The sequence below is a fragment of the Kineococcus glutinatus genome, from assembly GCF_039542765.1.
GTDB classification, from domain to species: Bacteria; Actinomycetota; Actinomycetes; order Actinomycetales; family Kineococcaceae; genus Kineococcus_A; species Kineococcus_A glutinatus.
Genome location: NZ_BAABIL010000535.1, coordinates 1 through 11,889, shown reverse-complemented (window position 1 = coordinate 11,889; position 11,889 = coordinate 1). Strand labels below are relative to the sequence as shown.

General features: G+C 75.8%; 8 protein-coding genes, 1 tRNA gene and 1 pseudogene. 4 read left to right on the top strand and 6 right to left on the bottom strand.

Annotation, left to right across the window (positions count from 1 at the left end; translation table 11 throughout):
* The coding region (locus ABEB16_RS17735; protein ID WP_345713543.1) for an NUDIX domain-containing protein at positions 1 to 567 on the bottom strand (567 nt) is incomplete at its 3' end.
* Positions 564 to 2,222: a zinc-dependent metalloprotease gene (locus tag ABEB16_RS17730; protein ID WP_345713542.1), complete on the bottom strand. Its 1,659-nt coding sequence runs from the start codon at positions 2,220 to 2,222 to the stop codon at positions 564 to 566. The genes ABEB16_RS17730 and ABEB16_RS17735, both read right to left, overlap by 4 nt.
* A 283-nt stretch (positions 2,223 to 2,505) precedes the next feature.
* On the opposite strand from ABEB16_RS17730, the gene ABEB16_RS17725 reads away from it, so the two are divergent.
* Positions 2,506 to 3,639 carry a YlbL family protein gene (locus ABEB16_RS17725; RefSeq protein WP_345713541.1) on the top strand — a complete coding sequence of 378 codons (1,134 nt, stop codon included), beginning with the start codon at positions 2,506 to 2,508 and terminating at the stop codon, positions 3,637 to 3,639.
* 25 nt (positions 3,640 to 3,664) lie between these two features.
* Here ABEB16_RS17725 and ABEB16_RS17720 read toward each other — a convergent pair whose 3' ends face one another.
* Positions 3,665 to 4,246 (bottom strand): PPA1309 family protein, encoded by a 582-nt coding sequence (locus tag ABEB16_RS17720; RefSeq protein WP_345713540.1) that lies wholly within the window; start codon positions 4,244 to 4,246, stop codon positions 3,665 to 3,667.
* A 161-nt stretch (positions 4,247 to 4,407) separates the two neighbouring features.
* Between ABEB16_RS17720 and ABEB16_RS17715 the strand changes: the two genes are divergently transcribed.
* Both ABEB16_RS17715 and ABEB16_RS17710 read left to right on the top strand, forming a co-directional pair.
* Positions 4,408 to 7,485, top strand: a complete 3,078-nt coding sequence (locus tag ABEB16_RS17715; protein ID WP_345713539.1) for a UPF0182 family membrane protein — start codon at positions 4,408 to 4,410, stop codon at positions 7,483 to 7,485.
* Positions 7,486 to 7,586: 101 nt separating this feature from the next.
* A tRNA-Met gene (locus tag ABEB16_RS17710) sits at positions 7,587 to 7,663 on the top strand.
* A 61-nt stretch (positions 7,664 to 7,724) separates the two neighbouring features.
* Here ABEB16_RS17710 and ABEB16_RS17705 read toward each other — a convergent pair.
* Both ABEB16_RS17705 and ABEB16_RS17700 read right to left on the bottom strand, forming a co-directional pair.
* On the bottom strand, positions 7,725 to 8,900 hold the full coding sequence (locus tag ABEB16_RS17705; protein ID WP_345713538.1) for a zinc-dependent alcohol dehydrogenase: 1,176 nt from the start codon (positions 8,898 to 8,900) through the stop codon (positions 7,725 to 7,727).
* A pseudogene (locus ABEB16_RS17700) lies at positions 8,897 to 9,451 on the bottom strand (SRPBCC family protein); the annotation flags it as partial. The gene ABEB16_RS17705 and the pseudogene ABEB16_RS17700, both read right to left, overlap by 4 nt.
* Positions 9,452 to 9,569: 118 nt before the next feature.
* On the opposite strand from ABEB16_RS17700, the gene ABEB16_RS17695 reads away from it, so the two are divergent.
* The gene (locus tag ABEB16_RS17695; RefSeq protein WP_425560241.1) at positions 9,570 to 10,895 is read left to right on the top strand and encodes an alpha-amylase family glycosyl hydrolase; all 1,326 of its coding nucleotides are present in this window, start codon (positions 9,570 to 9,572) and stop codon (positions 10,893 to 10,895) included.
* A 24-nt stretch (positions 10,896 to 10,919) separates the two neighbouring features.
* Here the strand turns inward: ABEB16_RS17695 and ABEB16_RS17690 are convergent.
* Positions 10,920 to 11,889: VWA domain-containing protein (locus tag ABEB16_RS17690; RefSeq protein WP_345713535.1), on the bottom strand; the 970-nt coding region annotated here is incomplete at its 5' end.

Sequence of the window (11,889 nt, the reverse complement as noted above, 5' to 3'; positions counted from 1 at the left end):
GCTCCCGGGCGCGCGCACGGCCGCCACCGGCAGCACCACGAGCTCGGCGACGCCGGGGGCGGCGTCCACCGGCAGCGCGCCCACGTCCCACCAGGCCACCGCGGCGGACTCCGCGCTGCAGACCGGCGCCCGCTCGGCGCCGACGGCCACGTGCTGGACGTCCAGGTGCCAGTCGACCTCGCCCGGCCGGCACGGCGCCCGGTGGCGGGACAGCACCAGGGGTTCGGCTCGCACCGCCGCCACCAGCCCCGTCTCCTCGGCCAGCTCGCGGGCGGCCGCGGCGGCCAGGCCCGCGTCACCCGGTTCGAGGTGACCGCCCGGCTGGACCCAGCGCTGCATCCGGCCGTGCAGCACCAGGCAGGTCCGCGTCCCGTCCGGCGTCAGCAGCAGCGCCGAGGCCGTGACGTGGGCGGGCGCGGCGGCGCGGGTGAGCAGCGCCGGGCCCACCTGGTGCAGCAGCGCCCCCCAGGCGGCGCGCTCGAAGCGCTCCTCCGGGGTGCGGCCGGGTGCCGCCGCGATGGTGGCGCGGGCGTCGGCGACGAGGCCGGCGCCCGGCTGCCACGTCACGGGGCCGGGGGCCGGGGCTGGTCGGGTCCGGGCTGGTCGGGTCCGTCCTCACCCGAGCCGGGGCCGGAGCCGGGGCCGGAGCCGGGGCCGGAGCCGGGGCCGTCGGCGTCGGCGAGCAGCTGGGCCAGCGCGGCGTCCATCGCGTCACCCCCGCCCTCGCCCTGCGGCGAGGTGCTGCGGGTCACGAAACCCTCCGCCGCGCGCAGGTCGTCGGCCGTCGGCAGCAGGTCGGGGTGCTCCCACACCGCGTCGCGCGCCTCCCGGCCGCCGCGCTCCTCCAGCAGCGCCCACAGGGCCGCCGCCTCCCGCGCCCGGCGGGGGCGCAGCTCCAGCCCGACGAGCACCCCGAGGGCGTGCTCGGCGGGACCGCCGCTGGCGCGCCGCCGGCGCATCGTCTCGCGCAGGGCGGGGGCGTGGGGCAGCGCACGGCGGGCGGCGGCGTCGACGACGTGGTCCACCCAGCCCTCCACGAGCGCCAGCGCCGACTCCAGCCGGTCCAGCGCCACCTGCTGCTCGGGGGTGTTCTCCGGCTCGAACACGCCCGAGGCCAGCGCCTGCTGCAGCGACTCGGGGTTGGTCGGGTCGACGTCGCGGGCGGCCTCGCTGATGCGCTCGACGTCGACGCGGATGCCGCGGGCGAAGGCCTCCACCGCGCCGACGAGGTGGGCGCGCAGCCACGGCACGTGCGCGAAGAGCCGGTTGTGGGCGGCCTCCCGCAGCGCCAGGTAGCGGCGGACCTCGTCGAGGGGGATCTCCAGGCCCTCGGCGAAGGCGGCGACGTTGGCGGGCAGCAGCGCCGCCCGCCCGGCGGGGGCCAGCGGCAGGCCGATGTCGGTGGCGCTGAGCACCTCCCCGGACAGCGCGCCCACCGCCTGGCCGAGCTGCATGCCGAAGATGCTGCTGCCGACCTGGCGCAGCATCCCGCTGGCCGGGCCGATCATCGCGGCCAGCTCCGGGGGGGCCTGCGTCGCCATCGCGTCGGCCACCGCCGCCGACAGGGTGGTGGCGACGGGCTCGACGAGCCGGCTCCACACCGGCATGGTCTGCTCGATCCACTCGGCGCGGCTCCACGCCTCCGTGGTGGACCCGGCCGGGGCGAAGTCCGTCACGCCGTCCAGCCACAGGTCGGCCACCCGCAGGGCGTCCTCCACGGCGCGGCGGTCGGCGGCGCCGGTGCTGGGGTCGCCCTGCGCGGCGGCCGCCTGCCGCGCCACGTCGCGGGCGAGGTCGGAGTTGACGGGGGAGTCGCCGGCGGAGGACAGGAAGCGCTGCAGCTGCGCGAGCACCTGCCCCATCTGCGCCGGGTCCAGGTTCGAGGGGTCGAAGCCGGGGATGTTCGGCAGCCCACCCGGCAGCCCACCCGGCAGCCCGCCGGGGAAGGCGCCACCGGGGAAGGCGCCACCGGGCAGCCCGCCGGGGAAGGCGCCGCCGCCCAGCAGCGGCCCGAGGAGGTCCTCCAGCGGGTTGCCGCTGGAGGAGCCCGTGCCGCCCGTGCCACCCGTGCCGCCGGCGCCCGGCGGGCGGAACCCCGGCTGGGAGCCGCCCTGCCGCTGCGGCGCGCCACCGGCGGGGCGCTCGCCCCCGAGGCTCTCGTCGCGGCTCTCGTCACGCCCCTCGTCGGGTCGCTCCTGCTCGTCGTCGCCTCGCTGCTCCACGGTGGGTCCTCCGATGCTCGCGGTACCGGTGGGTGCGCCGGCCGGGTGGGCCGGCCGCCGCGACGGGCCCGGCGGGTCGCGTCGCTGCCGCGGCCCGGCTGCGCACCGTCTCCCGAGCAGTGTCCCGCCCGGTGCCTGCTCAACCGACGGCGACCCCGGGCCGGTTCCCCGCCGGGGCCGTCGTCCCCATGATGGCCGCTGTCCCCGTCGCGCCGCAGCACGCGGTGGCCGTCCCCGGGGCGCTTCCCGGGTGCGCCACAGGGCGGTCACCTACGCTGCCCCGATGGACGCCGGGACGGACCCCGCCACCGATCCCGCCGGCGATCCCGCCACCGGCCCGGTGCCGGCCCGCGCTCCCGGTCCGCGCGGCGCGCTGCTCGCCGGGTCCGGTCTGCTGCTCGTGGCGCTGCTGGCGCTCGTCTCCCTGCTGCCGGTGCCGTACGCGGCGCTGAGCCCGGGCCCGGTGCGCGACACGCTGGGGGAGCAGGACGGCGAGCCCGTCATCAGCATCACCGGCCTGCCGACGTACCCCACCTCCGGCGCCCTCGACCTCACGACGGTCTCCGTGCAGGGCGGGCCGTCCTCGCCGCTGACGGTGGCTGAGCTGCTGTGGGCGTGGCGCGAGCCGAGCACCTCGCTGCTGCGCCGGGAGCAGCTGTACCCGCAGGGGCAGAGCGCCGACGAGGCGGAGGAGGAGGGCCAGGCGGAGATGACCGGCTCGCAGGAGGCCGCGAAGGTGGCCGCCCTGCGGGAGCTCGGCATCGAGGTGCCCACCGGCCTCACCGTCGCCGACACGCTCGCCGACACCGCCGACGCCGACGCCGACGCCGCCGACGACGGGCTGCGCCGCGGGGACGTCATCACCTCCGTCGACGGCACGGCCGTGGACGACGTCGCCGCGCTGCGCGCGCAGGTGGCCGCCGCCGAGGTCGGGCAGGAGCTGGCCGTGGGGGTGCGCCGCGACGACGAGGACCTCGTCGTGCCGGTGCGCACCAGCGCCGGCGAGGACGGCCGCCCGCGCCTCGGCGTGACGCTGTCGACCTACGACCTGCCCGTCGACATCGAGGTGCGCCTGGCCGACGTGATCGGCCCGAGCGCGGGCACGATGTTCGCGCTGGCCATCGTCGACCAGCTGACGCCGGGGGAGATGACCGGCGGCGAGCGCATCGCCGGCACCGGCTCCATCGACGCCGACGGGCAGGTCGGGGTCATCGGCGGCCTGCGCCAGAAGGTGCTGGGGGCGCAGGCAGCGGGTGCGGACTACTTCCTGGCGCCGGCGGCGGAGTGCCCGGAGGTGCGCGGGCAGGTACCCGCCGGCGTGCGGCTGGTGCCCGTGCGCACCCTGCACGAGGCGCGGCTGGCGGTGGAGGCCATCGGCCGCGGGGAGAGCGCCGACCTGCCGAGCTGCCCCGGCTGAGCGGGCTGCCGGCGGGCGGGGCCGCTCAGCCGCTGAAGGTGGCCTGCAGCGCCGAGACGAGCCCGGGCACGAGCGTGGCGCCGGTCGCCACGTCGGTGTCGCGGTCCTTGGAGCGGCTGCGCACGACGCACTCGGAGCGCCCGTCGCGCAGCACGCCGACGGCGATCCGGACGTCTTCCGCGAGCGGGTGCGCGGCCAGGGCCGCCAGCCGCGCCTCGTCGTCGGCCGGTGCGCTGGCGCGCACCTCGACCTCGGCGTCCGGCGGCACGAGCACCCGCTCCACGACGACGGCGGCGCCGTCGACGGCCTCCGGCCAGGCGAGCTGGCCCAGCAGGTCGTCGAGGTCGACGACGGCGGGCAGCCCGTCCTGCTCGACGGAGGTCAGGTGCGCGGGGTCGGCCTCGGCGGCGGCCACGACGTCGGCGGGCAGGCGGTCGGCGAGGGCGGGGTCGCGACGCAGCGCCTCGGCCGTGCGGACGAGCGCGAAGAGGCGGACCGGTGCTCCCCAGCCGTCGGTGGCGACGTGCCGCTCGATCTCCGCCACGGTCTGCCACAACGTCGCGGTCGACGTCGGCGCGGGCGCGGGGACGGTCGTGGAATCGGTCACCGGGGAATGGTGGCACGTCGCGCCGACACCCCGCAGTCACCCCTGTGAAGATCAGGTGACGGTGTGCAACCGCCGCCGGGTCGGTCACCGACCGGTCGTGACCGAACGGTTGCATGCCGTCGTGTCGGGCACTCCTGCGGCGGCTTGTAAGTTGCGGTGTCGTGAGCTTCGAGTCGCGCGGACCAGCCAACCGTCCCGTCCTGCGGCGCCGTCGCCGCGGGCCCCTGGCCCCGACGGTGGCCGTGCTCGTCGCCGTCCTGGTGGCCGTGCTCGTCGGCGCCCGCATCCTCACCGACGTCTGGTGGTTCCAGCAGCTCGGCTTCCTCGGGGTCTTCACCCGCAAGCTGTGGCTGCAGCTGGGCCTGTTCGCCGTCGGCGGCCTCCTGATGGCGGTCGCGGTCGGCGGCACGCTGTCGCTGGCCTACCGGGCCCGGCCGATCTACGCCCCCATCTCCACCGAGCAGGCGGGCCTGGACCGCTACCGGGAGTCGCTGGAGCCGCTGCGCCGGCTGGTGACCGTCGTGCTGTCCGTGGCGGCCGGCCTCTTCGGCGCCAGCGTGGCCTCGGCGCAGTGGCAGACGGCGATGCTGTGGTGGAACCGGGTGCGGTGGGGGCAGGAGGACCCGCAGTTCGGCCTCGACTACGGCTTCTACGTCTTCACGCTGCCCTGGGTGCAGTTCGTCGTGAGCTTCCTGTCCGCCGTCGTCGTCCTCGCGGGCGTCGCGGCGCTGGCGACGCACTACCTGTACGGGGGGCTGCGGCTGTCCGGCGGTGGCCCGCGCACCACGAAGGAGGCGCGCATCCACCTGGCCCTGCTCGGCGCGGCGTTCCTCCTGCTGCGCGGCGTCGGCTACTGGCTGGACCGCTACGAGCTCATGACGAGCGAGTCGGCCAACGTCTCCATCCGCGGCGTGGGCGTCGTCGGCCCCAGCTACACCGACGTCAACGCCGTGCTGCCGGCCAAGGCCATCCTCACGGTCGTCTCGATCGTCGTGGCGCTGCTCTTCATCGCGGCCGCCGCGGGTGCCTCCTGGCGGCTGCCGGCCACCGGCACCGCGCTGCTCGTCGTCAGCGCCATCGCCGTCGGCGGCATCTACCCGGCCGCCGTGCAGCGCTTCCGGGTGCAGCCCTCGGCGGCCACCCGCGAGGCGGACTACCTGCAACGCAACATCGAGGCCACCCGCGCGGCATACGACATCGCGGACGCGGAGGTCGTCCCGTACGACGCGGAGACGACACCGACGGCCCAGGGCCTGCGGGGGGACGCCGACACCATCCCCGGCATCCGGCTGCTCGACCCCGCCCTCGTGAGCCCGGCGTACCGGCAGCTGCAGCAGGTGCGGCCCTACTACGCCTTCCCCGACGCCCTCGACGTGGACCGCTACGCGCTCGACGGCCAGGAGCAGGACACCGTCATCGCGGCGCGGGAGATCTCGCTGTCCGGCCTCAACCAGAGCCAGCGCAGCTGGATCAACGAGCACACCGTCTACACCCACGGCTACGGCGTCGTCGCCGCCTACGGCAACCAGCGCACCGACGACGGGCGGCCGGTGTTCTTCGAGGGCGACCTGGCCGGCGAGGTGGGGGCGGACATCGGCGCGTACGAGCCGCGGATCTACTTCGGCGAGCAGTCCCCGCTCTACTCGATCGTCGGGGCGCCCGCCTCGGCGGCGCCCACGGAGCTGGACTACCCCAACGAGTCCGCGGAGGGCTACGCGCGCACCACCTACGCCGGTGACGGCGGCGTGCCGATCGGCTCGTTCTTCCGCAAGGCGATGTACGCGCTGAAGTTCACCGACCAGAACATCATCCTCTCCGACCGGGTGAACGCCGAGTCCCGGATCATGTACGACCGCTCGCCGCGGCAGCGGGTCGAGGCGGTCGCGCCGTGGCTGACCCCGGACGGCGACCCCTACCCGGCGGTCGTCGACGGCCGGGTCGTGTGGATCGTCGACGGCTACACCACGACCGCGGACTACCCGTACTCGGCGACGACGGAGCTGCGCGACGCCACCTCCGACGCCCGCACCGGCACCGCCACGAGCGTGCAGGCGCTGCAGGACCGCACGGTGAACTACGTCCGCAACTCGGTGAAGGCCACCGTGGACGCCTACGACGGCACGGTGACGCTCTACGCGTGGGACGAGGACGAGCCGCTGCTCAAGGCGTGGCGCAAGGCGTTCCCCGGCACGGTGAAGCCCCTGTCGGAGATCAGCGGCGAGCTCATGTCGCACCTGCGCTACCCGCAGGACCTCTTCAAGGTGCAGCGCGACGTCCTGGGCCGCTACCACGTCACCGACCCGCAGGCGTTCTACACCCAGCAGGACTTCTGGCAGGTGCCGAACGACCCCACGGCCACGGCCACCACGGCGGCCGGCGGGGCGGAGGGGCAGGCCGAGCCGCCCTACTACCTGACCCTGCAGATGCCCAACCAGGACGCCGCGTCCTTCAGCCTGACCTCGACCTACATCCCGCGCCAGACGGGCACCAACCAGCGCAACGTGCTCACCGGCTACGTGGCCGTGGACGCCGACCCGGGCTCGACCGCCGGGCAGAAGCGGGAGGGCTACGGCACGCTGCGGCTGCTGCAGCTGCCGCGGGACACGACGGTGGCCGGCCCGGGCCAGGTGCAGGCGACGATCAACTCCAACCCGACCGTGGCCGACCAGCTGCGCCTGCTCGGGCAGGGGGAGTCGGAGGTCCTCTACGGCAACCTGCTGACGCTGCCGGTGGGCGGCGGCCTGCTCTACGTCGAGCCGATCTACGGCCAGAGCCGCACCGGCACGACGTACCCGCAGCTGCGCAAGGTGGTGGCGGTCTTCGGTGACCGCGTCGGTTTCGCCGACACCCTCGACGAGGCGCTGGACCAGGTGTTCGGCGGCGACTCCGGCGCCGACGCCGGTGACTCGGCCGTCGATCCGGGCACCGAGCCGGGCACCGGCGGCGGCACGAGCGGCCAGGACGCGCAGACCCGGCTGCAGCAGGCGCTGCGGGACGCCCAGGCCGCGGTGACCGCGAGCGCCGAGGCGCTGCAGGGCGGGGACTTCACCGCCTACGGCGAGGCGCAGCAGCGGCTGGCGGACGCGGTGCAGCGAGCGCTGGCGGCGGAGCAGGAGCTGCAGGCGGCGACCCCCGCCCCGGGTGCCACACCGGCCCCGGGTGCCACGCCGTCGGCATCTGCGAGCCCGGGTGCGACGACGGGGCTGACGTCGCCGCCGACGTCGACGACCACGCCGTGACGTCGCGGGATCCCGCGGCCCCCGGGCCGCGGGATCCCGGGCGGTGCACCCGGATTTGGTGCTCCGTCCACCATGGCGTAGTGTTTCACCTGTCAACGCGACGCGGGGTGGAGCAGCTCGGTAGCTCGCTGGGCTCATAACCCAGAGGCCGCAGGTTCAAATCCTGCCCCCGCTACCAACGACGGAAGGCCCGGACCGAGAGGTCCGGGCCTTCCGTCGTTCCCGGGGACGACGCCGCATCAGGGTGTCAGGACGACCTTCTCGCAGCCGTCGCTCTTGGTCTTGAACAGCTCGTAACCGCGCACCGCGTCGGTCAGCGGCATCCGGTGGGTGATGATGCGCGTCGGGTCGATCTCCCCGCGCTCGATGCGCTCCAGCAGCGGGCGCAGGTACCGGTGCACGTGCGTCTGCCCGGTGCGCAGGGTCAGCGAGCGGTTCATCCAGGCGCCGGCGGGGAACTTGTCGATCATCCCGCCGTAGACGCCCACGACGGAGACGACCCCGCCGGAGCGGCAGCAGGTGATGGCCTGGCGCAGGGCGTGCGGGCGCTCCGTCTCCGAGCGCACCGCCTGCTTCACCCGGTCGTAGGCGTGGATGTGCGGGCTGCCGTGGACGGCCTCGGCCCCCACCGCGTCGATGCACCTGTCCGGGCCGCGCCCGCCGGTGATGTCCAGCAGCGCCGAGCGCACGTCGACGCCCTCGAAGTCGAGCGTGCGGTGCCCGGCGTCGGCGGCCATCCGCAGCCGGTAGTCCTCCTTGTCGATGACGACCACCTCGTGCGCCCCCAGGACGCGGGCGCTGTCGGCGGCCAGCTGCCCCACCGGGCCGGCACCCCAGACGGCCACCACGTCACCGGGGGAGATGTCGCACATCTCCGCGCCCATCCACCCGGTGGGCAGGACGTCCGTGAGGAACAGCACCTGCTCGTCGGTGAGCTCCGGGCCCACCTTGAGGGGACCGACGTCGGCGAAGGGCACCCGCACGTACTCGGCCTGGCCCCCGGCGAAACCGCCCGTGAGGTGGGAGTAGCCGAAGATGCCCGCGACGGGGTGGCCGAACAGCTTCTCCGCGATGCCGGCGTTGGGGTTGCTGTTCTCGCAGCACGACCACAGCCCCGCCCGGCACGCGGCGCAGCCCCCGCAGGCGATGGGGAACGGCACCACGACGCGGTCGCCGACGGCCAGCTTCGCCGGGTCCACGCCCGGGCCGACCTCGACGACCTCGCCCATGAACTCGTGACCGAGGACGTCGCCCTCCTGCATGGAGGGGATGTACCCGTCGACGAGGTGCAGGTCCGAGCCGCAGATGGCGGTGGACGTGACCCGCACGATCGCGTCGCGGGCCGAGAGGACGGTGGGGTCGGGCACCTCCTCCACGGCGACGGAGTTGCGGCCCTTCCAGACGACGGCCCTCACGCGGGCACCTCCTCGCGGCGCAGCTCGGCCAGCTCCTCCCGGGTCAGCGGCTGGGCGGCGTGCTGGGGGAACTCCCCGCGGGCCCGCTTGCCGCCGGGGGCGCCGTCGGAGCGCACGACCTCGCCGGTCTCCAGCACCTGCTTGAGGCGGCGCAGGTCGTCGTCGAGCTGCTGGTGGGGGTCCTCGCCGAAGTACTTCGCCACCGCCTGCGCGAGCACGCCGCCCGGCAGGTCGTAGCGCAGCGTCACGCGGACCTCGGTGCCGCGGTCGCCGGGGGCCGGGGTGAACCGCACCGTCCCCTCGTTGCGGACGTCGGCGTCGCCGACGCTGGTCCAGGTGATCCGCTCGCCGGGCACGTCGTCGACGACCTCGGCGTCCCACTCCACGCTCCGGCCGAACGGTGCGCTGGCCCGCCAGCGGCTCGTCCGCTCACCCGTGGTGCGCACCTGCTCCAGGTGCGCCATGAACTGCGGCAGCACCTCCAGGCGCCGCCAGAACGCGTAGACCTCCTCCGGTGGTGCGAGCACCGTCGTGGTCGCGGTCAGATCCATCGCTGCCTCCTCGCGCACGTCTCCCGGGCATCCTGTCGCCGGGGTGGGCCGGCTGCACCCCGGCGGCGGCCGGGGCGCCCGGCGGGCACGATCCGCGTGCCCCGGCAGGATGGGGAGCGTGAGCGCCTGGCACGAGCACGTGATGTGGTGGCACCTGTACCCGCTGGGCTTCACCGGCGCCCCGGTGCGGCCCGGCGGCGCCGACGACACCCAGGCCGTGGTGCACCGGCTGCCGCAGGTGGAGGCGTGGCTCGACCACGTCGTGGACCTCGGGCTCAACGGCATCGCGCTGGGGCCGGTGTTCGCCTCGCAGACGCACGGCTACGACACCGTCGACCACCTCCGCATCGACCCGCGGCTGGGCGACGACGCCGACTTCGACCACCTCGTCGCCGCCGCCCGCGAGCGGGGCGTGCGGGTGCTGCTGGACGGGGTGTTCAACCACGTCGGTCGCGACCACCCCGCGTTCCGGCTCCTGGAGGCCGAGGGCCCGGCGGCGGCCACCGCGGGGATGTTCCGCGTCGACTGGCGCGGCTGGTCCCCCGGGCAGCCGCTGCGCGCGGACGTCTTCGAGGGCCACGAGTCCCTCGTCGCCCTGGACCACCGCTCACCCGCCGTCGCGGACCTCGTGACCCGGGTGATGGACCACTGGCTGCGGCGGGGCGCCGACGGCTGGCGGCTGGACGCCGCCTACGCGGTCGAGCCGGCCTTCTGGGCGCGCGTGCTGCCCGCCGTGCGCCGCGCCCACCCCGACGCCTGGTTCACCGGCGAGGTCATCCACGGCGACGCGGCCGGCATCGTGCGCGCCTCCACCCTGGACTCCCTGACGCAGTACGAGCTGTGGCAGGGCATCTGGCACGGCATCGCCGACCGCAACCTCTACGAGCTGGCCCACGCCCTGCAGCGCCACGACGCGCTGCTGGCGACCTTCGTGCCCTCCACGTTCGTCGGCAACCACGACGTCACCCGCATCGCCTCCGCCGTCGGCGCCGACCTGCTGCCGCACGCGCTGGCGGTGCTGTTCACCGTCGCCGGGGTGCCCAGCGTCTACGCCGGCGACGAGTTCGCGTTCACCGGCGTCAAGGAGCAGCGCCCGGGCGGGGACGACGCCGTGCGCCCGCCGTTCCCGCCGCGGCCCCCCGACCCCGCCGCGCTCGACCCGGCCGCCGCCGGGGTGCTGCGCGTGCACCGCCAGCTCGTCGCGCTGCGCCGGCGCCACCCCTGGCTGGTCCGCGCGCACACCGACGTCGTCCACCTGGACAACCGGCAGGCCGTGCTGCGCACCGCCACCGCCGACGCCGCGGTCGTCGTCGCCCTCAACCTCGACGACGACGCCGTCACCCTGCCCGCCGCCGACGCCCGCAGGCCCGCCTGCGGCACCGGCCACCTCGCCGGCGGCACCGTCCGGCTGCCCGCCCGGGGGTGGGCCGTGCTGGAGGGCTGACCGGCACCGGGCACCCGTCGCGGCCTACCGGGCACCCGCAGCGGCCCACCGGGCCGCGGCGACGCCGAGGGTGCGCTCCGCCCACGCCCCCACGTCCCCGCGCGCCAGCGCCACCGCCAGCAGGTCCGGGAACGCGTCCGGCGTGCAGGCGAACGCCGGAACCCCCAGCGCCGCCAGGGCGGCGGCGTTGTCCCGGTCGTACGCCGGCGCCCCCGAGTCCGACAGGGCCAGCAGCACCACCACCTGCACGCCCGCCGACGTCATCGCCGCCACCCGCTGCAGCATCTCCTCCCGCACCCCGCCCTCGTACAGGTCGCTGACGAGCACGAACAGCGTCTGCTCGGGCCGGGTGACGAGGCCCTGGCAGTGCGCGATCGCCCGGTTGATGTCGGTGCCGCCGCCCAGCTGGGTGCCGAACAGCACGTCGACGGGGTCGGTGAGGTGCTCGGTCAGGTCCACGACCTGCGTGTCGAACACCACCAGCGACGTGCGCAGCGCCCGCATCGAGGCCAGCACCGCGCCGAACACCGAGGCGTGGACGACGGACTCCGCCATCGAGCCGGACTGGTCGATCGCCAGCACCACGTCGCGGGCCAGGACCTGCTGCCGGCGGGCGCGGCCCACGAGGCGCTCGGGCACCACGGTGCGGTGCTCGGGCAGGTAGTGCGCCAGGTTCGCGCGGATCGTCCGGTCCAGGTCCAGGTCCCGCAGCTTCGGGCGGCGGGTGCGGGAGGAGCGGTCCAGCGCCCCGCCGACCGCGGAGCGGGTCCGCTGGGCGACGCGCCGCTCCACCTCCGCCACCACCGCACCCACCACCTGCCGGGCCGTGGCGCGGGTCCGCTCCGGCAGCACCCCGTTCAGCGACAGCAGGGTGCCGACGAGGCCCACGTCCGGCTGCACCGAGGCCAGCAGCTCCGGCTCCAGCAGCAGGCGCGTCAGGTCCAGGCGCTCCACGGCGTCGCGCTGCACCACCTGCACGACGCTGCTGGGGAAG